Origin of the sequence: Bacillus sp. FSL K6-0069 (assembly GCF_038007785.1) — a bacterium.
In the GTDB taxonomy this organism is placed as follows: domain Bacteria; phylum Bacillota; class Bacilli; order Bacillales; family Bacillaceae_G; genus Bacillus_A; species Bacillus_A mobilis.
On the sequence record NZ_JBBOXN010000001.1, the window covers coordinates 4,687,501 to 4,711,007 of the forward strand.

The window sequence follows — 23,507 nt, forward strand, 5'->3', positions numbered from 1 at the left end:
CTTGATAGTGTTCAACAAACTGAAGTGGAAAGTATGTAATGTAAAAAACTCTCTTTTCAATTAGAGAGTTTTTCTTTTTTCTATAATGGTAACAATGAATGTAGTCCTGCAAAGTAAGGAGGAATAAGAGTTTGAAATCCCGTCCAAATTTAGTAGATACATTTCGTGATTCCATTATTTTTCGTTTAATTTGCTTTATTGTTGTACTTACTGCTTTTTCCGGATTTCTTATACATAGATTAGAACCATCGCACTTCACCACATGGTTTGATGGAATTTGGTGGTCAATCGTTACTATCTTCACCGTTGGCTATGGTGACTTTGCCCCGCATACACTAATAGGCAAACTTATCGGTATGGGTATTATTTTATTAGGAACCGGATTTTGTTCTTATTATATGGTTTTGTTCGCTACTGAAATGATTAGTAAACAATATATGAAGATTAAAGGAGAAGAAGCTGCGACTTCTAACGGACATATGATTATTGTAGGATGGAACGAACGGGCAAAGCATGTTGTCAAACAAATGCATGTTTTACAACCGAATCTTGATATCGTTTTAATTGATGAAACACTTTCTTTACTTCCAAAACCATTTCATCATTTAGAATTTATAAAGGGGTGCCCCCATCACGATCAAACTTTATTAAAAGCTAATATTACAACAGCACACACTATATTAATAACAGCTGATAAAGAAAAAAATGAAAGCTTAGCAGATACACAGTCCATTTTAAATATTTTAACTGCAAAAGGACTCAATCCAAACATTCATTGCATCGCTGAACTTCTTACTTCTGAACAAATACAAAATGCAACGAGAGCTGGTGTATCAGAAATTATAGAAGGAAATAAATTAACGAGCTATGTATTTACCGCTTCTCTTTTATTCCCTTCTATTTCAGGTGTCCTATTCTCACTTTACGATGAAATCTCTGATAATAAATTACAACTGATGGAGCTTTCTCCTTCCTGCACAGGACAAACTTTCGCAAATTGCAGCTATACTCTTTTAAAGCAAAACATTCTATTACTAGGTATAAAGCGCGACGAACAATATATGATTAATCCAGTCCATTCCTTTATTCTCATTGAAAGCGACATACTCATTGTTATTCACCATTAATAAAATGACGCTCTAGTTCTTGTATGAGCACTTTCCCAATATTGATATATTTTCTTTTCACATCTCCATCTGGATCTTTCGGCTCAGCAAATTGATCCATTCCACTCGTTCCGGCTGCTAAAGTATTTACATGATCATCTAGTTCGTCTTGATATACGTGAGAAAGAATATACGGTGTTTCAAGACGGACGATTACGCCCGGCACATCTAATTCGCCATTCACTGCTGTAAATGGCACTCGTAAAAATTGATAGCCATCTTCTTCATCGATTTTATAATCGAAGCACCCTTTATCGTAATCCCAATTGCCACCAATGTTATACCCAAGCGGCTTCATTATCTCTTCTAACTTATATAACGCATATGTACGTCCTTCTAAATTGGATTGAATCGGAATCAAGCCCATCCCTCCTAGACTTTTTCTTTAGCATACCCACTCTAGTTTGAATATACTGATGGACTTTTCGATTAAATAATAAAAAGCGACCGGAATCCGGTCGCTTTTTATTATTTTAAACGCTCTTCTAATTCTGCTTTTAACTCTTCAAATCCTGGTTTACCAAGTAAAGCAAACATATTTTTCTTGTATGCTTCTACTCCTGGTTGGTCAAATGGATTTACGCCTAATAAGTAGCCGCTCATCGCACATGCTTTTTCGAAGAAGTATACAAGGTAACCGAATGTGTACTCATTTAATTCAGGGATATTTACGATTAAGTTTGGTACTCCACCATCGCTATGTGCAAGTAATGTACCTTCGTATGCTTTTGTGTTTACGAAGTCTACAGTTTCACCAGCAAGGTAGTTTAATCCATCTAAATCGTTTTCTTCTGATTCGATTGTTAGTTCATGCGTAGATTTACCTACTTTCAGAACTGTTTCGAATAAGTCACGACGACCTTCTTGAACGTATTGACCTAATGAGTGTAAGTCAGTTGAGAAGTTTGCTGAAGATGGGAAAATACCTTTTTGATCTTTTCCTTCACTTTCACCAAATAACTGTTTCCACCACTCAGAGAAGTATTGAAGTGCTGGCTCATAGTTAACAAGCATTTCAATTGTTTTTCCTTTATTGTATAAAGCATTACGAACTGCTGCATATTGGTAAGCTGGGTTTTCTTCTAGCTCTGATGCACCGAAGTCACCATGACCAGCAGCTGCACCTTTCATCATCTCTTCAATATTTAAGCCACTTACTGCGATTGGTAATAAACCAACTGGCGTTAATACAGAGAAACGTCCTCCAACATCATCTGGAATAACGAATGTTTCGTAACCTTCGTTATCAGCTAATGTTTTTAATGCACCACGTGCTTTATCTGTCGTTGCATAAATACGTTTGCGAGCCTCTTCTTGTCCATACTTTTCTTCTAATAACTTACGGAAAATACGGAATGCTAGTGCCGGCTCTGTTGTTGTACCTGATTTGGAAATAACGTTAATAGAGAAGTCTTTACCTTCTAATACGTCCATTAAATCTTTCATGTAAGTGGAGCTAATGTTTTGTCCAACAAATAGCACTTGTGGAGTTTTACGTTGTTCTTTAGATAGCGTGTTGTAGAAAGAATGGTTTAACATTTCGATTGCTGCGCGTGCTCCTAGGTAAGAACCACCAATACCTACAACAAGTAAAATGTCAGAGTCATTTTTAATTTTTTCTGCGCATTTTTGAATGCGAGCAAATTCTTCTTTGTCATATTGAAGCGGAAGGTCTACCCACCCAAGGAAATCGTTCCCAGCTCCAGTTTTTTCGTGGATTGCGTGATGTGTTACTTTCACTGCATCACGTAAATAAGTGATTTCATGTTCACCGATGAAGGATAACGCTTTAGAATAGTCGAACGTTACATGTGTACTCATCTTTTTCCCTCCAATAATGTATATGTATTTCTGTATTCACTTTAGCGAAACTGAAGTTGTAAATCAAGCGATTCAACAATTGTAAACGTAACCAATATATATTTTTTAGAAAAAGTTCATTTTTTGCATAAAAATTCGCATTTTTCGGTATAGATGTATATACATCCTTTTTCTTATATTTTTTATGTATAAAAACAACATAACTGCCCCATTCTATAAAGGAGTTAATTAACTCATCGCTTGCTCATGCTTCACAATTAAGGGGGGCTTTTTCATGAGTACTCTGCAACGTATCGCATTAGTCTTTACTGTAATTGGCGCTGTAAACTGGGGACTAATCGGGTTCTTCCAGTTTGACTTAGTGGCAGCCATTTTCGGTGGACAAAACTCAGCTCTTTCACGTATTATTTACGGCATCGTCGGTATTTCTGGGCTTATCAATCTTGGTTTACTCTTTAAACCATCAGAAAATCTTGGTACTCACCCAGAAACGAACGAAATCCACTAGTCAGTATGTCTTTATTTCGCCTCCGACATACGAATATGATTGCATGCAATCATATTTGCAAATATATATCATAAGACAAAGTAAAAGAGGAACGCTCATATGCGCTCCTCTTTTACTTTGTTAACTCGGACTCTTCAATCCATTCTGTTAGCTTTTCTCGCAGCGTATTAAATCCGTTCTCAGATGGATTCGGTATAAGAATCCGTCCTTGTTTTCTTTTCGCCGCTTTTAACGATAAACTCATTTTTCTGTGTTCTTCATCAATTGAAAGTACTTTTACTTCTACTGTATCGCCGACTTTTAAAAAGTCATGAATATCCTTTACATATCCATTTGTAATTTCAGATATATGCACAAGTCCTTGTGTTTCTGCATCTAACGCTACAAATGCACCGTAATCTTGAATCCCAGTCACTTTCCCTGTTACAACCACTCCTGTTGTATATTGTTCTGACATATGAAACACTCCCATACGTTTACCATTTTCTCTACAATTGTAGATAGCAAAGCAGATGATTTATTGTTAAATATCCGATTAGTTAGTACGTATCCTAAGTAAAGCGACTCAGGATACGCATACCTTATATTAGTAAATTATACCACTATGGCAGAACTCATTCAAAATTAACGAAAAATTTCCTGTAGTACGTATAATTCTCCAATATTGGGATAGAATACTAACACATGGCTTTCTAGTATTCCCCCCCTTTTATGGACAAAACGTATTACGTTTTGTCCTTTTTTTATTTCCTATAAACCGTTCCATTCTCTTCATTGCTTCCATTAGTTGTTCAAGCGATGTTGCATATGAGCAACGAATAAAGCCTTCACCACTTTCGCCAAATACACTTCCAGGTACAACAGCCACTTTTTCTTCTAATAATAACTGTTCTGCAAATTCCGCTGAAGATAATCCAGTTGAAGAAATGGAAGGAAAGACATAAAACGCTCCGCCCGGTACATGGCATGTTAATCCCATTTCATTGAAAGATGTCGTCATAAAATTACGTCGTTTCTTATAACTATCTCTCATTCGAATTACTTCATCATTCCCCGCGCGTAACGCTTCGAGTGCTGCGAACTGAGACATCGTCGGTGCACACATCATGGAATATTGGTGGATTTTGAGCATTAATTCTGAAAAATGAACAGGAGCTGCAATCATACCGAGGCGCCATCCTGTCATCGCAAATCCTTTTGAAAATCCTGAAATTAAAATCGTATGCTCGCGCATATTTTTAATACTCGCGAAACTTGTATATACTTCGTCGTATACAAGCTCTGCATAAATTTCATCAGATAATACGATTAAATTGTACTTTTCAACGATTACTGCTATTTCTTCAAGCTCGGATTTATTTAACATCGCACCTGTTGGGTTATTTGGTGAACAAAGTAAAATTGCCTTTGTTTTCGCCGTAATAGCTGCTTCAATTTGTTCTGGTTGTACTTTAAACTCATTTTCTAAAGTAGTCGCCACGGGAACTGGAACTCCTCCAGCTAATGTCACAAGCGGTGCATAAGAAACGAAACTCGGTTCAATAATGAGTACTTCATCATCAGGATTTATAATGGCACGCATCGCTACATCTAACGCCTGACTCGCTCCAACTGTAACAATGATTTCATCGTTTGGATCATAAGATACTGCAAATTGTTTTTTTAGATACTTTGCTATTTCTTGACGGAGCTCCAATAATCCTGCATTTGCTGTATAGGACGTATATCCTTGTTCTAAAGAACGGATACATGCTTGCCTTACATTCCAAGGTGTAACAAAGTCAGGCTCTCCTACTCCAAGAGAAATAACACCTTTCATATTCGCTGCTAAATCGAAAAACTTTCGAATACCTGATGGTTGTAAAGATTCTGCTGCTCTAGATAGTTCAAATTGCTTCATGGTGTCACCACAATCCGCTTATCATCATCGTTTTTTTCATAAATAATTCCCTCATGTTTATACTTCTTCAAAATGAAATGAGTTGTCGTAGAAACGACAGATTCAATTGTTGCTAATTTCTCAGAAACAAACATCGCTACTTCTCCCATTGTCTTTCCTTCTAATGTAATAGACAGATCATATGTCCCTGACATTAAATACACAGACTTCACTTCTGAATAACGATAAATTTGTTCAGCAACCGCATCGAACCCAACGCCGCGCTTTGGCGTAACTTTCACATCGATCATCGCCGTTAAACCTGTATGTTCTTTCACCTTCGTCCAATCGATATGTGTTACATAATCCACGATAATCTTTTCCGCTTCTAATTTCTCCACCATTTTCTTTACTTCTTCTACTTCTATATTTAACAGCTTCGCTAATGTATCTACAGTTAATCGACTACTTTTTTCAAGACAAGCTAATAATTCTAATTCCTTTTCCGTCACCATATAAATCATCCTTCCTTTCCTTTGTGTCTAAATTATACAAATACCCTTTCCAGTTTGAAAAGAAGATTTTTTTAGTGAATTATGTCAAAATAAAGTGAAACTTTAATCCATGGAAAGGTTCACCCCATGGATTATTAGCCCGCACCAATCGGGCTTTTACGAGCAGTTGATCTCCCACCTCACTTCTTTGCCTTAACCGTCTTTTTAGGTGAGAGTCTTACTGCTCGTTAAAGCGGGGTAAAGTGAAACTTTAATCAGCGGAAAAATGCGTGATAAAGCGAAAGGGGATGGAACCGTGAAACCAAAAGTTTATATTGCCGAACCAGTTCCAACATTTGTAGAAAAATATTTATCAGAACACTGTGATTATGAAAAATGGGAGCAAAATGAGAAAGTACCTCGCGATGTTCTATTGGAGAAAATACAAGATAAAGATGGTTTATTAAATTTTGGATCTGCTATTAATGAAGAATTATTAGATGTAGCTCCTAACTTAAAAGTAGTAAGCAACATTTCTGTCGGTTACGATAATTTTGATTTAGAAGCGATGGAAAAGCATAATGTCATCGGAACGAATACACCATACGTACTAGATGATACAGTAGCTGATCTCGTTTTCGCTCTTATGCTATCTGCTGGTCGCCGCGTCTGCGAACTCGACTCTTACGTAAAAAATGGCGAATGGAATGCCGAAATTGGAAAAGAGCACTTCGGGCTGGATGTACACCATAGTACAATCGGTATTATCGGGATGGGACGAATTGGTGAAGCCGTTGCAAAACGAGCGAAATTCGGATTTGATATGAATGTTCTTTATTATAATCGTCGCCGTAAAGAAGAAGCAGAGCAAAAATTCGATGCTACATATTGTGATTTACAGACGCTACTAAAACAATCTGACTTTATTGTCCTTCTTACTCCACTAACAGATGAAACGTATCATCTTATTGGAGAAAAGGAATTTTCATTAATGAAAGAAACAGCAATCTTCATTAATGCTTCTCGCGGAAAAACAGTAGATGAAGAAGCGTTAATCCATGCGTTAACCGAAAAGAAAATCTTTGCAGCAGGCATCGATACGTTTACACAAGAGCCGATTCAAAAAGATAATCCGCTCTTATCCTTACAAAACGTTGTGACTTTACCGCACATCGGATCTGCAACATTAAAAACTAGACAGCAAATGGCTATGACAGCGGCTGAAAATTTAGTTGCAGGGTTACAAGGAAAAACACCGCCTAATATTGTTCGCGGATAATACTGAATAAGCGAAAGGCAAGATGACATCGTCATCTTGCCTTTTTTTGTTAACATATTTTCTTCTTCCTTGGAAATGATATGAACAAAAATCAATGGAGTGACAAAAAATGAATCACGAATATACTTGTCCTTATTTCACTTTTTCCACTCGCGGCACTACTATTCATTACGAATTGTATGAACATGACAATAAAGCGGAACGTCCTACTTTCGTGCTCATTCACGGCTTTTTATCTTCCTCATTCAGTTACCGCCGTCTTATTCCTTTACTATCGAAAGCAGGAACAGTACTGGCTCTTGATTTACCACCATTCGGAAAAAGTGATAAGTCTCATCTGTTTAAGTATTCTTATCACAATTTAGCAACGATTATTATCGATTTAATTGAACATTTATCTCTCTCAAATATTGTGTTAGTTGGGCATTCTATGGGTGGGCAAATTTCTCTTTATGTAAACCGTATACGTCCTGAATTAATCTCAAAGACAATTTTACTATGTAGCTCTAGCTATTTAGCACGCGCAACCTTACCTTTACTGTACTCTTCTTATTTACCGTTCTTTCATTTATACGTAAAGAACTGGATTATTCGGCGCGGCATCGTTCATAACTTAATGAATGTCGTTCATGATCACTCATTAATTGACGATGAAATGAAGGAAGGCTACTCTGCTCCCTTTTATGACAATCGTATATTCCCCGCTTTAACTCGTATGATACGAGATCGTGAAGGTGACTTATCTTCAACTGAATTACAAAAAATCGAAACACCTACACTACTCATTTGGGGTGAAAAAGATCGCGTTGTCCCTGTACATGTAGGTCATCGACTACACAAAGATTTACCAAATTCAAAATTTATTTCTTACGAAAACACAGGGCATTTACTACCTGAAGAAAAACCTGAAAACGTTTATGAAGAAATCATCGCTTTTTCTGCGCAATAATATAAAAGGCTGTCGGAAATTCCGACAGCCTACAATGAACAACTTCCGCCTTCTTTTACTACAAGTAATTCCACAGCTAACTTCTCACATTTTTCAAGCGCAGGTACTTCCTCAAAAGACATAAAGTATATATGTTGAATCTTCTTTGCGATGTATTTTGGATCATCAAACACACTTACGACGTTCACAACATCGCTCGCTTCTGTTTCATAAAACTCCGGTCCCATTTGAAACGGATCCCAATTCTTCACAACCTCTATCATCTTTTCATATGTACCCATTCGCTTCCCGCCTTTTCACTTTTTAATACTTTTCTTTATCCTATCACATCAGCTATTCTATAAGAAGAGAGAGAACTTTCATAACTTATCGGTTTTACAGAAGAAGGGGGCAAACTTATGCAACTATTTCATAAAACAGTCAATCGTCGTGGAACTCATAGTACAAAATGGGATACATATAAAAACGAAGAACTTATCCATGCTTGGATTGCTGATATGGATTTTGAAGTACCACAACCAATTCAAACTGCTTTAAAGACACGTATCGAGCATCCTATTTTCGGCTACACACTTCCTCCCGAAAATATGGGAGATATTATTTGTAACTGGACAAAAAAACAGTACAACTGGGATATTCAAAAAGAATGGATTATCTTTAGCGCCGGAATCGTTCCAGCTCTTAGTACGAGCATACAGGCCTTCACAAAGGAAAATGAATCTGTTCTCGTACAACCACCTATTTATCCACCATTTTTCGAAATGGTTACAACAAACAATAGACAATTATGCGTAAGTCCATTACAGAAACAAAATGATACATACGCGATAGACTTCGAGCATTTAGAAAAACAATTCCAACAAGGCGTCAAACTCATGCTTCTTTGTAGCCCTCACAATCCAATCGGGCGTGTTTGGTCAAAAGAGGAACTCACACAACTTGGCGCGTTATGTACAAAATATAACGTAATTGTTGTCGCGGATGAAATTCATTCTGATATTATTTACGCAGACCATACACATACACCGTTCGCTTCTTTATCTGAAGAATTAGCAGCGCGCACCATTACTTGTATGGCTCCGAGTAAAACATTTAATATCGCTGGATTACAGGCATCAATTATTATCATTCCAAACGAAAAACTCCGTCAAGCCTTTACATCTATCCAATATAGACAAGGCTTCCACGGATTAAATATATTCGCCTATACAGCGATGCAAAGCGCCTATACAGAATGCAACGATTGGCTAAATGAAATCCGATTATATATAGAAGATAACGCTCAATTCGCTTGTAAATATATTAAAGATCACATACCTGCTCTTTCTGTAACGAAACCAGAAGGTAGTTTTTTATTGTGGATTGATTGCTCTCGCCTACAGCTTTCTCAAAACGAACGCACTACACTGCTTGAGGAAAAAGGGAAAATCATCGTTGAGCCTGGTGAGAAATACGGATTAGGCGGAGAAGAACATATTCGAATTAACATCGGCTGTCCAAGATCTGTTTTAGACGAAATTTTAAATAGACTGCGCCATACGTTTTCATCCTAAACTCTTTTGTAGGCAAATTAATATATTTCCACTTACGTTTCACAAAAAAAGCTACCATGCACGGTCATAGCCATCAAGTTAAAAAAATGAGTCCGATGCCTTTTGGCATCGGACTCATTTTTTTACAATAGGGAGTAGAAGAGTACGGTTTTGGACATACTCAAATAAGACTCTCCGGATTTCGTATTTTTTATACGGCTTTGTGAAGTCTTTTCGTACATTCTTGAGTGATACTAAGGATATCGAACGGTGTACGACACTTATACCTTCGTGCTTTTCTTCCGTTTTTGACAAGATCCTGAAAGAGCCTGGTTAGCACTGATACAGGATGTTGAAAGGTTGTGAAAAGCACGTCGTGTATACTAGAGAAGTAAATTTTGACGATATATGTACACTTATACTCACTAACCTCTTTTTGTTTTTTCTCCCATATAAGTCTTCTCATTCGATATGTAATGCTAGCTACCAAACACAAACCAATTAATTGCCCATATAAATGACATTGAAATCGTTCCAGTTTCACAGGTTTCACTTCATGAATTTTAAAAATAGACTTCCATGTTTTAAATATAATTTCAATTTGCCACCGTAAAGAATACAGTTCATACACTTCATTGTGCGGAAGGTGTTTACTAGATACGTTCGTAATAAGAAGGTTGATCCGACTTGCATATTTCGGCATCCTCTTTTTCGCTTTCTTGTGATGTTCCAAACGTTTCGCCCACTCAGTTTGTGTTAGACGATATATGACAAGGCGTGTTTTATGTTTTTGGCGAAGTCCTATATAGATTTCTGGTAATTCTAATATTTGTCCTTCAGCTAGATCTTTCGTCAATTTTTCTAAATCGAGAAGAGTCCATTTTCCATCTTTCTCTTTTTGATAGACTTGTGTATTCCAGCGAATACGTGACACATAAAATGCTTTTCGATCCGCAATTTTTTCTAAATCATAAATAGAAAAATAACCAAGATCACGAAGAGAAAGTTCCCCTGGCTCTAATGTTTGCGTACGTTCCTGTCCATAACGGCAATCGCTACTTGTTCCATCGCTTACAGCTGTTTCTAAAAATTCTCCAGAAATCAGTTCATACTCTAATTGAATTTTCACACCAGCTTCTGAACCACCACCCCCTATCCCTTTGTAAGAAGATGCATATTGAGCTGGAAGCTGAAAGGCTGTTGAATCTAGTATACGGATACGTGTAAAACGGTTAGATAAAGGAGTCATTGGAGAAAACTTCTTTCGAAATACTTGTAAAAACAATTCCTTTAAGAATTGTACAGTCTGTGCATTAAATCGTTCGTTCAGACCTTGACTAGATAATTGGATTCCCGTAGCTCTAGTTAGTTTCGCACATAAACTAACTAGGGATTCTGTCCCAATTGCTTGGCTGAGAAACACGCATAATGAAACGAGGTCTTGTGCTCTACACTTTCGTTTTCGTCGAATCATTCCAGTTTTAACTGCTAGTAGTTGTAAGTGGTGAATCGAAAATTTACTTTTAAATTCTTCACCTAGTAAACGTAACTCTTCTTGTGTAACATCATTAATTTTATACATAAAATGGGTCATCCTTCCTTGCGGTATGCATGGAAGGATGACCCATTTAGTTAAATTTTATTCATTTCCTTAAGTTGATGGCTATGACCATGCACGGTAGCTTTTACTTTTTCTTCATATCCGACGCTTTTTTTACAATGACACCACAAGCAATTCTATCACCAGATTTACCTGCTGGTTGTGTCATACCATCATCAGCGTTTTCTGTAATAATAATAGACGCTCCATCTTTTCTATGAATCGTCGTTTTTCCTTCTTCAAGCGTTATATGTGGTGCATCGATTTCTGCTTTAATCTTTCCAGAACTGTCTGCAATTACGTTCGGTAAATCACCGTTTTCTGCACCTTTTGGATTAAGAAGCCCATGCTTTTTATTATCAGGATTAAAATGATTCCCAGATGATTCAAAACGTGGTGCTTTACACTCACCAATTTCGTGTACATGTATGCCGTGTGGGCCAGGTGCGAAACCTTCCCCTTTAATCGTAATTTTCACTCCGCTTGTTTGCTGTACTACTTTTGCAGTCCCCACTTCATCGCCTGAAGCATTATGTAATTTCACGTCAATTTCTTTCGGCTTTCCTTGGTCACAACCTGCCATCAGAAATAATACACAACAACTGAAAAAAAGCCGTTTTTTCATTCTATTCCCTCCAAAATATATTCTGCCCTTAGATTGTCCGAGCATAGAGGGAAACATACAAAAATGAGTTACTGTTTCTTTTCCGCTAACAGTTTTTCTTCAACTTTCTGTAACCGCTCCGCTTCTCGTTTTGATACACGAATGAACATACGCCACGTAGCAACGGCACCAATGATAAATAGAACGCAAACAATCCCTGGAATAATATATTCTGTTTTATCTTCCGGAAAATATAAAGGCATCATATTGAACACTCCTTATGATTGGATTGAAAAACATCAGAATTTTCTGTTTTATACCTTTAAATTATAGTTGAACCGATTCATATTCTCAAGGGGTCGTTCCGAAAGAGAAGGATTTCTTTGACTACTTCGTGGACTTTCCTTACTATAAACTTGAGGTGAAAAATATGAGAGAAACATTTGAAATTGGCGAAATCGTTACTGGTATTTATAAAACTGGAAAATACATCGGCGAAGTTACAAATAGCCGCCCTGGCAGTTACGTCGTAAAAGTATTAGCTGTTTTAAAACATCCGGTGCAAGGTGACTTACATAATGTAAAACAAGCTGACGTACCATTTTTCCATGAAAGACGCGCTTTAGCTTTCCGTGAACAAACGAACATTCCGGAGCAAATGGTGAAGAAATATGAAGGGGAAATTCCAGAGTATACAGAGTCACTCAAATTAGCATTAGAAACTCAAATGAATTCATTTTCTGAAGATGATTCACCTTTTGCGGTTCGTAGTCTAGAAACATTAGAACAGTTAAAAAAAGACTACAAACTTTAAAAAAACAAAACGACCAAATTACATACTGTGCAATTTGGTCGTTACTGTGTACTCACTTTCTTTAACACTTTTGAAAAATCAACAAGTTCCCCTAATGTTGGAGGTGCTGGTTTCACTAAATACTCTTTATCTTTTTCTACTAATTTAAAAATATTATACGTCGTCATCGCATCATCTAGCGCACAATGATGCTTACCCGTCCCTGCTTTTCCATACGCCTCAATTGCTTTCCACAATCCTGTTTGATTTCTCTCCCCAAAAAACTTCTTATACTCAAGTGATAAATCACGACACTGTCCTAAGAATGGAAAGTCTACTCCAGCCATTTCACAATTATGTTTCAACACTTTCATATCCATATTTCCCCACGTAACAATGGTTGGTTTACATCTCTTTTCATATTCTGCAAGTTTTTCAACGAGTTCTGGAAATGAAATTCCTTTATCTACGACTTCTTGTTTAATCCCTAAAAATTTCTTACATCGATCCGTTAAAGAAGGAAAAGTTTTCGGCCTAACATGAGCTGAATACGTGTCTTCTACCTTACAGCCAACAACCGAGACGAGTCCTACCTCAATAATCTCCGGGAAAAATCCTTTTGGTTTTTTTCTGTGCTGGGGCATCGTAAACTCAAAATCCAAAAATAAAAATCGTTGTTCATCCATACGATCCCTTCCTTATCATCTTTGTCATTCCTTTCTATTTGACACTCCTACACGAACAAGCTCGAATGCTAATTCCATTTTAAATATTCAGATTGGATGTATCTTATATATATGTCAAATGCCCACAAATATTTTTAAAAATAAGAAAAAATGACCGATGCAGAAAATATGACAAAATAAGCCCTTTCATTTACATCCCCCTTTTTTCTACTTTATAATGACGTTATGTGTGTTTCATCTAGTTAATTTTTTGACACACTAAGAAAAGTGAATGAAAGGAGATGAGAGTTTTGCACGAAACAACGCAAGAGCTCGCAAACTGGCAGTATTATTTTGCTATCGCAGTCTTTTTAATTACATATGCCATTATTATTTCTGAAAAAATTAATCGCGCTGTCATCGCACTTCTTGGCGCAGCACTCATGGTAATTATGGGGGTCGTTGATTTACACAACGCCTTTACGAAACATATTGAATGGGGGACGATTACACTACTCATCGGTATGATGATTCTGGTGAATATTACGAGTAAATCGGGCGTCTTCCAATACGTTGCCATTAAAGCAGCAAAAGGAGCACAAGGAAATCCAATTAAAATTTTAATTTCACTTTCCTTACTTACTGCACTTGGTTCCGCATTTCTAGATAACGTTACAACTGTACTTCTTGTTGTACCAGTTACTTTATCTATTACGCGCATACTGCAAGTAAATCCTGTTCCTTATTTACTTTCTGAAATTATTTTTTCAAACATTGGGGGCACAGCAACATTAATTGGTGATCCACCTAACATTATGATTGGTTCTGCAAATAAGCATTTAGATTTCAATGCTTTCTTGTTCAACTTAGCACCTATCGTAATCATTATTATTGCTGTTACAGCGACAATACTTTACTTCATGTACCGTAAACAATTAATTGCTGATCCTGTACAAATTAAAAAATTAATGAGTTTAGATGAAAAACAATACATTAAAGATCCCGTATTAATGAAAAAATCTTTAACAGTACTTGGACTTACAATCGTAGGTTTCATGACTCATTCGATCTTCCATGTTGATGCAGCTATCATCGCTTTAACTGGTGCTACTGTACTTATGCTAATCGGTGTGAAAGAACATGAAATTGAAGAGGTATTCGCAAGTGTAGAGTGGGTAACAATCTTCTTCTTCGCAGGACTATTCGTACTTGTTGGAGGACTTATTGATATCGGCCTTATCAAAATGTTAGCTCAAAAAGTAATTGGCATAACAGGTGGAGATGTTTCTTACGCATCTATCCTTATTTTATGGGTATCTGGTATCGCCTCGGCAACAATTGATAACATTCCATTCGTTGCAACAATGATCCCGCTTATTAACGATATGGCAGTTGGGCTAGGTTTATCACCTTCTGACGCACAAATCGACGTATTATGGTGGGCATTAGCATTAGGTGCTTGTCTAGGTGGAAACGGAACATTAATTGGAGCTTCAGCTAACGTAATCGTTGCAGGTATCGCAAGCCGCGAAGGACATAAGTTTAGCTACATGGACTTCCTAAAAGTTGGTTTCCCAATTATGATCGTTTCATTAATCATTTCTCATATTTATATTTATTTACGCTACCTTATGTAGTAGAAAAAGGGCTGTCCTATGTGGCAGCCCTTTTTTCTTAGTCAACGAAATATCGCTTTACCAACAAAGAGCTGTTCCAAAACATCTTCGAAACAGCTCCCCACATATATCTACTCGTTATATCTTACCGGCTCATTCCGAATAATAAATAAGTGAATCGGTAAGAAAACCGAAAACGTGATTGTATGAATAATTGTAAACAATATAGAATTCGTTCCGTATCTATCTAAAATTGCGTAGATAAGATAAATAGACAGCACAATCGATACAGCTGTTGCTATTAAATATAGAATTGGTACGAAGTTAAAAATGAAACACGCGACATATATGCCGAATACTTTCCATCCTGCTTCTTCTTTTAAGAAATCTGGTAATTTATCTTTCGCTAAATCCCCCCATATCTTACTATTTAAAAAAGGAATAAACGCAAGAGCACCATCCGTTGCACCATCATTTTTCGCCATCGTATACAGTGCAAAAGCCGTTAATAAATACGCAATAATTGCCCAAATCAATACAACAAGAATAAACGCAAAACTAAGAGCAAAGAAACCTGCTAGTACGCCTTGATCTTCCATCTTATCCTCTCCTCTCTACTCTCAACATATTTCATTACATAGCAAGTTATGTTTTAAAATTTAACCAAACTCTCTGTATAATAATAGGAGTAAGATAATTAGAGAGGAGAACAACTGATGCATCCATTTGTAAAAGCACTACAAGAACATTTCATAGCTCACAAAAATCCGGAAAAAGCAGAACCGATGGCACGTTATATGAAAAACCACTTCCCATTTCTCGGTATTCAAACACCTGAAAGAAGACAACTATTGAAAGACATCATCCAAATACATACTCTCCCAGATCCAAAAGATTTCCAAATTATCGTACGTGAGCTTTGGGATTTACCAGAACGTGAATTTCAGGCAGTAGCACTCGATATTATGCAAAAATATAAAAAGCATATAACCGAAACACATATCCCGTTTTTAGAAAAACTCATTGTCACAAAGTCTTGGTGGGATTCTGTCGATAGCATCGTTCCTACATTTTTAGGGAATATCTTTTTAAAACATCCAGAATTAATTTCTGCCTATATTCCAAAATGGATTGCATCAGATAACATATGGTTACAACGCGCCGCTATTCTATTCCAGCTAAAATATAAACAAAAGATGGATGAAGAACTTCTTTTCTGGATTATTGGACAACTACATTCTTCAAAAGAATTTTTCATTCAAAAAGCGATTGGCTGGGTCCTTCGCGAATATGCAAAAACAAAGCCCGATGTCGTTTTGGAATACGTACAAAATAACGAACTTGCCTCACTTAGTAAACGTGAAGCAATTAAGCACATTAAACAAAATTACGGAATAAATAACGAAAAAATAGGCGAGACTCTATCATAGATAGACACGTTCCTCTATTGAGATTTAAAAAAGAACGTGTTAGAATATGTTCATTATTATTAATATAAGTAGCGATGACGGACTTATAAGTACTTGCACAAAAAGCGATTCAGGGATAGTGAAAGCCTGAAGCCGCAAGGAAACGGCAGTCCCGAGCAATACGTGATAAAGTGGATGCACCTTTAGTGTATCAACTAGGGTGGAACCGCGGGCAAACGCTCGTCCCTAGGCAATTAAGCCTTGGGATGAGCGTTTTTTTATGTTTTCAAAGCATATACTGCTCGTTTCACAAGTACCTGAGCACGTCATCGCCAATACGTTAACTTTCAAAAGGAGGATTTTATTATGTATTCAATGGAACAAGTTGTAAACTTAGCAAAACATCGCGGTTTCGTTTTCCCTGGTTCTGAAATTTACGGTGGTCTTGCAAACACTTGGGATTACGGTCCACTTGGAATCGAATTAAAAAATAACGTTAAAAAAGCTTGGTGGAAAAAATTCATTCAAGAATCTCCATACAACGTTGGTTTAGACGCAGCTATTTTAATGAACCCAAAAACTTGGATCGCTTCTGGTCACGTTGGTAACTTCAACGATCCAATGATCGATTGTAAAAAATGTAAAGCGCGTCACCGTGCTGACAAATTAATTGAAGATGCATTAGATGCAAAAGGCATCGAAATGGTTGTTGATGGTCTTACTTTCGACCAAATGGCTGACTTAATGAAAGAGCATGAAGTAAAATGTCCTGATTGTGGTAGTGAAGAGTTCACTGAAATCCGTCAGTTCAACTTAATGTTCAAAACTTTCCAAGGTGTTACAGAGTCTAGCACAAACGAAATCTTCCTTCGTCCTGAAACAGCACAAGGTATTTTCGTAAACTTTAAAAACGTACAACGCTCTATGCGTAAAAAACTTCCATTTGGTATCGGCCAAATCGGTAAGAGCTTCCGTAACGAAATCACGCCAGGTAACTTCACGTTCCGTACACGTGAATTCGAACAAATGGAACTTGAATTCTTCTGTAAACCTGGCGAAGATTTAGAGTGGTTCGCATTCTGGCGTGAAACTTGTAAGAACTGGTTACTTTCACTTGGTATGACTGAAGAAAGCATGCGTCTTCGTGACCACGGTGAAGAAGAGTTATCTCACTACAGTAACGCAACAACTGATATTGAATTCCGATTCCCATTCGGTTGGGGCGAACTATGGGGCGTAGCATCTCGTACAGACTTCGATTTAAAACGTCACATGGAACACTCTAACGAAGACTTTAACTATATCGATCCACAAACGAATGAGCGTTACGTACCGTACTGCATCGAGCCATCTTTAGGTGCTGATCGCGTAACATTAGCATTCTTATGTGATGCATATGAAGAAGAGCAATTAGAAAACGATTCTCGTACAGTTCTTCGTTTCCACCCTGCTTTAGCACCATACAAAGCAGCAATCTTACCATTATCTAAAAAGCTATCTGAAGGTGCTACTGAAGTATTCGCAGAACTAGCTAAAGACTTCATGGTAGACTTTGACGAAACTGGTTCTATCGGTAAACGTTACCGTCGTCAAGACGAAATCGGTACACCATTCTGTATCACTTACGACTTCGACTCAGTTGAAGACAAAGCTGTTACAGTACGTGACCGTGACACAATGGAACAAGTTCGTATGCCAATTAGCGAACTAAAAGGTTTCTTAGAGAAGAAAATCCAGTTCTAATGATAAGAAAAAGAGGCAGCTCATGAGAGCGCCTCTTTTTTACTTTTCACGTTTTTCTTTAATTGCTACTGTACATCGTGATATGCACAGTAAATCATCATTTTCATCAATAATACGCACATCCCAAACCATCGTTGAATGTCCTCTATGTATCGGTGTCCCGATCGCTGTTACAATTCCATCTTTCTTTGAGCGAATGTGATTTGCATTAATTTCTAGACCGAAACAAATACATTTCTCTTGATCAATTAAATTGTATGAACCAACGCTTGCTACTGTTTCTGCTAATGCAAGGGATGCACCACCATGTAAAAATCCAAACGGCTGATGCGTACGCTCATCTACAGGCATCGTAGCAACTACCTTATCCTCTGTCATCTCTAACAACTCAATTCCAAGTGAATCCATTAAAGTTTTTGCCATCTCGTTTCCCCCTTCTCTTACTTTAATTAAATGTATAATTTTACCTGTTTATTTTCAAACTACTTATAACGCTTATATAAGGAGGTTTCACCTAAATGAAACAGAAATTTTGTATATTACTGCTTATGTTCTCCTTGCTGACTATTGTACCAAATTGTGCACTAGCAGCCAAAGCATCCAACCTGACAATCGATGTTCAGACTGTGACGCAAAAAGGTAAGAAACCTTATATAGAATATCAAATTAACAGACCTTCTTTTCACAATTTTTCCGATTCTAAATTTCAAAATAAGCTCAATTTCTATTACAAGAAATCTACTGACAAATTTAAAGCCAAATTAGAAAAAGACGCAAAAAAATATTATAAAGAAACAGAAGGATCTAGTACACCATTTCACCCGTATGTGGCGAATGTTGATTATAAAGTCTCCTTAAATAAACCACCTTTTCTTAGTCTATATGTGAATTACTATCAATATACAGGCGGAGCACACGGTCTGTATACGTGGAAGGCAAACACATTTGATTTAAACGAAAAAAAGCTACTACACTTAGACGAATTATTTCAAAAAGCAGATACATATAAAGAAGTAATTCGTGCTGAAATTGTAAGGCAAATTAAACAAAATGAAAGCATTTATTTTCCTGATGCAACTGAAAAGGTCATGAGTACGAAAAAGTTCCACTTCTTTTTAGAACCAGACAATCTCGTCATTTATTTCCCTTTATATGAGATTGCTCCTTATTCAAGCGGAATTCCGCAATTTCGTATTCCATATACGTTGCTAAGAGATTATTTGAAGCCTTCTTATCAAAATATTTTGATTGACAACAAGTAAATATTTTCGCTACGATAATGTTAACCTAAAAACAACAGGAGGTTAACATTATGAGAAGATTTCATGTTTTAGATTTAGCATTAGCTGCCATGTTCGTTGCTCTTATGGCCATTGGTGCAAATATTGTATCTTGGGCACCATTCCTGCAAGTAGCGGGCATCCCATTATCTATGCAACCATTTTTCGCAATTTTAGCAGGGCTTCTTCTTGGAAGTAGACTTGGCGCATTATCAATGACTGTTTATATGCTTGTTGGATTAGCAGGTGCGCCAATCTTCGCTAACTTCAAAGCTGGTTTTGGAGCACTTTTAGATCCTACTGGTGGTTTTATTATCGCATTTATTATCGTTGCTTACGTATCAGGAAAACTTGTAGAACAAAAGGAAAAACCAACATTCAGCACATTTGCAATTGCCTCTTTCACAGGAATCATTTTAACTTATATTATCGGCACTACTTATATGTACGGCGCAGTCAATCTCTTCATGGGTGGTAATATGAGCTATAAAGCTGCTTGGATGATTATGATGTGGTTCGCAGTAAAAGATATTGTATTTACAATTATCGGTGCTATTATCGCACCTCGTATATACTATGCTGTACGCCGTTCCGCTTATCAGCATTCTCATTCAACGATTTCATAATAAAAAAGAGTTATTTCAGTGTACTGAAATAACTCTTTTTTCTATTAAGAATTTTGATTCATGTGTTTTTCTAAAATTTTCTGCATCATTGGAACCATGTCATCACGTAATTCTGGGTGTTGTAGGGCCATTTCAATTGTCGTTTGAACGAATCCTAACTTTTCACCTACATCATAACGCGTTCCTTCGAAATCGTAAGCGAATACACGTTGAATTTCGTTTAAGTTTTGGATTGCATCTGTTAACTGAATTTCACCACCAGCACCAATATGTTGCTGTTCTAAGAACATGAAGATTTCAGGTGTTAAAACGTAACGTCCCATAATTGCTAAGTTTGAAGGTGCTGTACCTGCTGCTGGTTTCTCAACGAAATTGCGAACTTGGTAACGACGGCCTTCTTGCTCTAATGGGTCGATAATTCCGTAACGGTGTGTTTCATCTTCTGGAACCGTTTGTACACCAATAACAGAAGAAAGCGTTTTATCATATTCTTCAATTAATTGACGTAAACATGGTTTTTCAGCTTGAACGATATCATCACCTAATAAAACAGCGAATGGCTCATCACCGATGAATTTACGTGCACACCAAACTGCATGCCCTAATCCTTTTGGTTCTTTTTGACGGATATAGTGAATATCTACCATTTTTGAAGAAGCCTGTACTTTTTCAAGTAACTCATACTTTTTCTTTTCTAATAAGTTTTGCTCTAACTCAAATGCATTATCAAAATGATCTTCAATAGAGCGCTTCGTTTTACCAGTAACGATAATAATATCTTCGATTCCTGATTTTATTGCTTCTTCTACAATGTATTGGATAGTTGGTTTATCTACTATCGGTAACATTTCTTTTGGCATTGCTTTTGTAGCTGGTAAAAAACGTGTTCCTAATCCAGCTGCTGGGATTATCGCTTTTCTTACTCTTTTCATCACAAAATACCCTCTCTTCTGTCAGAATCAATAACGATCATTTCCTTACATAGAACAAAAGGGAGGTTTCACTCCCTTTTGTTCCCTACTACCTAAAATTACTTTATATTATAAACGATTCATAATATCTTCTTTAATAGTAAGTAACTTTTGTTCACTATTTTGTAAAGAATTGTCTTGAACACCGAAGTAGAACTTAATCTTCGGTTCAGTTCCAGATGGACGTAGGCAGAACCATGAACCATCTTCTAATTGATATTTTAACACATTTGATTTCGGTAAGTGAATCTCTTCTTTATGTCCATCTTGTAAAGATGTAACGATGCTCGCTTTATAGTCTTCAACTGCTACAACTGTTAAGCCAGCTACTTCTTTCGGAGGATTTTCACGGAATGTTGCCATCATTTCTTGGATTTGTTCCGCTCCATCTTTTCCTTTTAGCGTTAACGATACAAGATCTTCACGGAAGAAACCATACTTCTCAAATACTTCTAATAGACCATCGTATAACGTTTTTCCTTGTGACTTGTAGTATGCAGCTACTTCACATGCAAATAGAACAGATTGTACTGCATCTTTATCACGACAGAATGGACGGATTAAATAACCATAGCTTTCCTCATAACCGAATTGGAATTCGTATTGTCCGCTTTCTTCATACTGTTTAATTTTCTCACCAATAAATTTAAATCCAGTTAACGTATCAACTGTATCTAAACCGTATGCTTTCGCGATTGTACGGCCAATTTCAGATGTTACGATTGTTTTTAATACAACACCGTTCTCTGGAAGTGTTCCGTTTTCTTTCTTTTGAGATAATAAGTAATCAAGCATTAATGCACCTGTTTGGTTACCAGTTAATACTTGGAACTCACCATCGTGATTACGAACTGCTACGCCAAGGCGGTCAGCGTCAGGATCCGTTGCGATTAACACATCTGCGCCTACCTTCTCACCGTCACGAATAGCATACTCAAACGCTGCATGCTCTTCTGGGTTCGGTGATTTAACTGTAGAGAAGTTCGGATCTGGTAACTCTTGCTCTTTTACAACTGTTACATCTGTAAATCCAACTTCTTCTAAACCACGGCGTACAGAAATATTTGATGTTCCGTGTAATGGTGTAAAGACGATTTTTAAGTCTTTCCCAACATTTTGTACCATTTCTTTATTAATGATGACATTGTTCAATTCTGCTGCATATGCATCATCTACTTCTTGTCCAATAATATGTAATAAACCGTCAGCTTTTAATTGCTCCACATTAGCAACCTCAACTGTTAACTCATCCTCTACTGCATCTACATAGCTAATTAACTCATCAGCTTCTTTTGGAGGCAACTGCCCACCGTCTTCACCGTACACTTTATAACCGTTATATTCAGGTGGATTATGGCTTGCCGTAAGAACGATTCCACTCACTGTATGTAAATGACGAACTGCGAAAGAAAGCACTGGCGTTGGACGTAAGCTTTCAAACACATATGTTGTGATGCCGTGTGCACCAAGTGTAGCAGCTACTTCCATTGCGAATTCAGGTGATTTATGACGAGAATCGTACGCTACAACAACACCGCGCTTCTTCGCTTCTTCACCTAATTTTTCAATAAACGTCGCTAATCCTTGTGTCGCTTTACGAACTGTATATACATTTAAACGGTTCGTACCAGCACCAAGTTCACCACGCATACCACCTGTGCCGAATTCTAGATTTTTATAAAAGCTGTCCTCAATTTTCTTCTCATCTTGCTTCATGTTTTCTAACTGTTCTTTTAGTTCTGCGTCTAGCTCTGTATATGAAAGCCAGCGACTAAATTCTTGTTTCCAGTTCATACTTCTATCTCCTCTCGCTTGTCATACCTTTATTATATGAAAAAAACAACCTGTATCTCAATATTTTTTACAATCTAATAGGATTTTACTAAGAATATTTGTATACACTATGGCTAAATACTCCACTAAAGGGAATGAGGATTATGCAAGAATGGGGCTTGTCAGAAGAGCTCAAAATACAAACAAAACAAATGATTGAAATTGCTGAGAAAGAATTATCAATTATGAGGCAAGCAATTGATAAAGAAGATGAATGTATTTTGTGCAAAATGGAAGATATTCATCATATGTTAGCCAATGTACAAACATTGGCAGCTACATACTATATTCAAGCGTATTTATCACCTTATACGGAAAGCTCACATTCTATTACAGCGACTGTCCAACATTTAAGCGCCCGAAAACACGGGGCTCTTATTGTTGTGGAAAGAAACGAACCGCTTGACTCTCTCATTCAAACTGGGACAACATTACATGCTCATTTAACCTCACCGTTACTTGAATCCATTTTCTATCCAGGTAACCCTCTTCATGACGGGGCCGTTCTCGTTAAAAATAATCATATTGTTTCAGCTGCCAATATTCTTCCGTTAACGAAAAGCACAGAAGTTGATCCAGAACTAGGAACACGTCACAGAGCTGCAATTGGCTTATCAGAAAAAAGCGATGCCCTTATTTTAGTTGTCTCTGAAGAAACAGGCCGCACTTCATTCGCTTTAAATGGGACGCTATATACGATTTCTTTATAAAGTGAAACTTTAATCAGTGGGGGTTTTCT

Annotated in this window: 26 protein-coding genes and 1 pseudogene (1 of these 27 running past the window's edge); 13 read left to right on the forward strand and 14 right to left on the reverse strand. The window is 37.0% G+C overall.

What is annotated here, in order from left to right; all coding sequences use genetic code 11:
• Together MHB74_RS24250 and MHB74_RS24255 are read left to right on the forward strand one after the other, a co-directional pair.
• On the forward strand, positions 1-39 hold the end of the coding sequence (locus tag MHB74_RS24250) for an MgtC/SapB family protein (RefSeq protein ID WP_061680269.1). 642 nt of this gene lie to the left of the window's left edge; the window shows 39 of its 681 coding nt (coding positions 643-681); the start codon falls outside the window, past its left edge; it ends in the stop codon at positions 37-39.
• Positions 40-131: 92 nt separating this feature from the next.
• The gene (locus MHB74_RS24255) at positions 132-1,127 is read left to right on the forward strand and encodes a potassium channel family protein (protein WP_061680268.1); all 996 of its coding nucleotides are present in this window, start codon (positions 132-134) and stop codon (positions 1,125-1,127) included.
• Here the strand turns inward: MHB74_RS24255 and MHB74_RS24260 are convergent.
• On the reverse strand, positions 1,114-1,527 hold the full coding sequence (locus MHB74_RS24260; RefSeq protein WP_061680267.1) for a YugN-like family protein: 414 nt from the start codon (positions 1,525-1,527) through the stop codon (positions 1,114-1,116). The genes MHB74_RS24255 and MHB74_RS24260 overlap by 14 nt on opposite strands.
• A 107-nt stretch (positions 1,528-1,634) precedes the next feature.
• Entirely contained in the window at positions 1,635-2,987 is a 1,353-nt protein-coding gene (locus MHB74_RS24265) for a glucose-6-phosphate isomerase (RefSeq protein WP_061680266.1), read from the reverse strand.
• A 274-nt stretch (positions 2,988-3,261) separates the two neighbouring features.
• Between MHB74_RS24265 and MHB74_RS24270 the strand changes: the two genes are divergently transcribed.
• The gene (locus MHB74_RS24270) at positions 3,262-3,495 is read left to right on the forward strand and encodes a DUF378 domain-containing protein (RefSeq protein ID WP_048542215.1); all 234 of its coding nucleotides are present in this window, start codon (positions 3,262-3,264) and stop codon (positions 3,493-3,495) included.
• Between the two features lie 112 nt (positions 3,496-3,607).
• Here the strand turns inward: MHB74_RS24270 and yugI are convergent, their stop codons facing one another.
• The 3 genes from yugI to MHB74_RS24285 all read right to left on the reverse strand — a co-directional run bounded on the left by yugI (position 3,608) and on the right by MHB74_RS24285 (position 5,889).
• A complete protein-coding gene (gene yugI, locus MHB74_RS24275; RefSeq protein WP_000003765.1) occupies positions 3,608-3,952 on the reverse strand; it encodes a S1 domain-containing post-transcriptional regulator GSP13 in 345 nt (114 codons plus the stop codon).
• A gap of 252 nt (positions 3,953-4,204) precedes the next feature.
• Entirely contained in the window at positions 4,205-5,395 is a 1,191-nt protein-coding gene (locus MHB74_RS24280; protein WP_061680265.1) for an aminotransferase, read from the reverse strand.
• Positions 5,392-5,889 carry an Lrp/AsnC family transcriptional regulator gene (locus MHB74_RS24285; RefSeq protein ID WP_061680264.1) on the reverse strand — a complete coding sequence of 166 codons (498 nt, stop codon included), beginning with the start codon at positions 5,887-5,889 and terminating at the stop codon, positions 5,392-5,394. The genes MHB74_RS24280 and MHB74_RS24285 overlap by 4 nt, the downstream gene beginning before the upstream one ends.
• A 265-nt stretch (positions 5,890-6,154) precedes the next feature.
• Here MHB74_RS24285 and MHB74_RS24290 point away from each other — a divergent pair, with 265 nt between their 5' ends.
• The gene (locus MHB74_RS24290; protein WP_061680263.1) at positions 6,155-7,147 is read left to right on the forward strand and encodes a 2-hydroxyacid dehydrogenase; all 993 of its coding nucleotides are present in this window, start codon (positions 6,155-6,157) and stop codon (positions 7,145-7,147) included.
• Positions 7,148-7,256: 109 nt separating this feature from the next.
• Positions 7,257-8,096: an alpha/beta fold hydrolase gene (locus tag MHB74_RS24295; protein WP_061680262.1), complete on the forward strand. Its 840-nt coding sequence runs from the start codon at positions 7,257-7,259 to the stop codon at positions 8,094-8,096.
• Between the two features lie 29 nt (positions 8,097-8,125).
• Here MHB74_RS24295 and MHB74_RS24300 read toward each other — a convergent pair whose 3' ends face one another.
• Positions 8,126-8,377 carry a YugE family protein gene (locus MHB74_RS24300; protein ID WP_061680261.1) on the reverse strand — a complete coding sequence of 84 codons (252 nt, stop codon included), beginning with the start codon at positions 8,375-8,377 and terminating at the stop codon, positions 8,126-8,128.
• A gap of 117 nt (positions 8,378-8,494) precedes the next feature.
• Here MHB74_RS24300 and MHB74_RS24305 point away from each other — a divergent pair, with 117 nt between their 5' ends.
• Complete coding sequence (locus tag MHB74_RS24305) at positions 8,495-9,649, forward strand: MalY/PatB family protein (protein WP_061680260.1); 1,155 nt, start codon at positions 8,495-8,497, stop codon at positions 9,647-9,649.
• A 260-nt stretch (positions 9,650-9,909) separates the two neighbouring features.
• On the opposite strand, the pseudogene MHB74_RS24310 reads toward MHB74_RS24305, so the two are convergent.
• The 3 genes and pseudogenes from MHB74_RS24310 to MHB74_RS24320 all read right to left on the reverse strand — a co-directional run bounded on the left by MHB74_RS24310 (position 9,910) and on the right by MHB74_RS24320 (position 12,098).
• Positions 9,910-11,210, reverse strand: a pseudogene (locus tag MHB74_RS24310) (IS4 family transposase).
• A gap of 103 nt (positions 11,211-11,313) precedes the next feature.
• On the reverse strand, positions 11,314-11,853 hold the full coding sequence (gene sodC, locus MHB74_RS24315) for a superoxide dismutase [Cu-Zn] (protein ID WP_061680141.1): 540 nt from the start codon (positions 11,851-11,853) through the stop codon (positions 11,314-11,316).
• Positions 11,854-11,921: 68 nt separating this feature from the next.
• A complete protein-coding gene (locus tag MHB74_RS24320) occupies positions 11,922-12,098 on the reverse strand; it encodes a hypothetical protein (RefSeq protein WP_000982763.1) in 177 nt (58 codons plus the stop codon).
• Between the two features lie 164 nt (positions 12,099-12,262).
• Here MHB74_RS24320 and MHB74_RS24325 point away from each other — a divergent pair, with 164 nt between their 5' ends.
• Entirely contained in the window at positions 12,263-12,646 is a 384-nt protein-coding gene (locus MHB74_RS24325; RefSeq protein ID WP_001209345.1) for a kinase-associated lipoprotein B, read from the forward strand.
• Positions 12,647-12,687: 41 nt separating this feature from the next.
• Here the strand turns inward: MHB74_RS24325 and kapD are convergent, their stop codons facing one another.
• Positions 12,688-13,311, reverse strand: coding sequence for a 3'-5' exonuclease KapD (kapD, locus tag MHB74_RS24330; RefSeq protein WP_061680142.1), 624 nt, complete (start codon positions 13,309-13,311; stop codon positions 12,688-12,690).
• A gap of 290 nt (positions 13,312-13,601) precedes the next feature.
• Between kapD and MHB74_RS24335 the strand changes: the two genes are divergently transcribed.
• Positions 13,602-14,927, forward strand: coding sequence for an ArsB/NhaD family transporter (locus MHB74_RS24335; RefSeq protein WP_061680143.1), 1,326 nt, complete (start codon positions 13,602-13,604; stop codon positions 14,925-14,927).
• Positions 14,928-15,037: 110 nt separating this feature from the next.
• Here MHB74_RS24335 and MHB74_RS24340 read toward each other — a convergent pair whose 3' ends face one another.
• Entirely contained in the window at positions 15,038-15,505 is a 468-nt protein-coding gene (locus MHB74_RS24340) for a hypothetical protein (protein ID WP_000390064.1), read from the reverse strand.
• Positions 15,506-15,622: 117 nt separating this feature from the next.
• On the opposite strand from MHB74_RS24340, the gene MHB74_RS24345 reads away from it, so the two are divergent.
• Complete coding sequence (locus MHB74_RS24345; RefSeq protein WP_061680144.1) at positions 15,623-16,336, forward strand: DNA alkylation repair protein; 714 nt, start codon at positions 15,623-15,625, stop codon at positions 16,334-16,336.
• A gap of 345 nt (positions 16,337-16,681) precedes the next feature.
• Positions 16,682-18,058 (forward strand): glycine--tRNA ligase, encoded by a 1,377-nt coding sequence (locus tag MHB74_RS24350; protein ID WP_000287155.1) that lies wholly within the window; start codon positions 16,682-16,684, stop codon positions 18,056-18,058.
• 39 nt (positions 18,059-18,097) lie between these two features.
• Here MHB74_RS24350 and MHB74_RS24355 read toward each other — a convergent pair whose 3' ends face one another.
• Positions 18,098-18,481 carry a hotdog fold thioesterase gene (locus MHB74_RS24355; RefSeq protein WP_001140606.1) on the reverse strand — a complete coding sequence of 128 codons (384 nt, stop codon included), beginning with the start codon at positions 18,479-18,481 and terminating at the stop codon, positions 18,098-18,100.
• A 95-nt stretch (positions 18,482-18,576) separates the two neighbouring features.
• Here MHB74_RS24355 and MHB74_RS24360 point away from each other — a divergent pair, with 95 nt between their 5' ends.
• The gene (locus tag MHB74_RS24360; RefSeq protein ID WP_061680145.1) at positions 18,577-19,320 is read left to right on the forward strand and encodes a DUF3298 and DUF4163 domain-containing protein; all 744 of its coding nucleotides are present in this window, start codon (positions 18,577-18,579) and stop codon (positions 19,318-19,320) included.
• 50 nt (positions 19,321-19,370) lie between these two features.
• Positions 19,371-19,964, forward strand: a complete 594-nt coding sequence (locus MHB74_RS24365) for a biotin transporter BioY (protein WP_061680146.1) — start codon at positions 19,371-19,373, stop codon at positions 19,962-19,964.
• Positions 19,965-20,008: 44 nt separating this feature from the next.
• Here the strand turns inward: MHB74_RS24365 and galU are convergent, their stop codons facing one another.
• A complete protein-coding gene (gene galU / locus MHB74_RS24370; RefSeq protein WP_061680147.1) occupies positions 20,009-20,896 on the reverse strand; it encodes a UTP--glucose-1-phosphate uridylyltransferase GalU in 888 nt (295 codons plus the stop codon).
• 108 nt (positions 20,897-21,004) lie between these two features.
• The gene (locus MHB74_RS24375; RefSeq protein ID WP_061680148.1) at positions 21,005-22,729 is read right to left on the reverse strand and encodes a phospho-sugar mutase; all 1,725 of its coding nucleotides are present in this window, start codon (positions 22,727-22,729) and stop codon (positions 21,005-21,007) included.
• Between the two features lie 143 nt (positions 22,730-22,872).
• Here MHB74_RS24375 and cdaS point away from each other — a divergent pair, with 143 nt between their 5' ends.
• Entirely contained in the window at positions 22,873-23,478 is a 606-nt protein-coding gene (gene cdaS / locus MHB74_RS24380; protein WP_001158734.1) for a sporulation-specific diadenylate cyclase CdaS, read from the forward strand.
• The last annotated feature ends 29 nt before the right edge of the window (positions 23,479-23,507 follow it).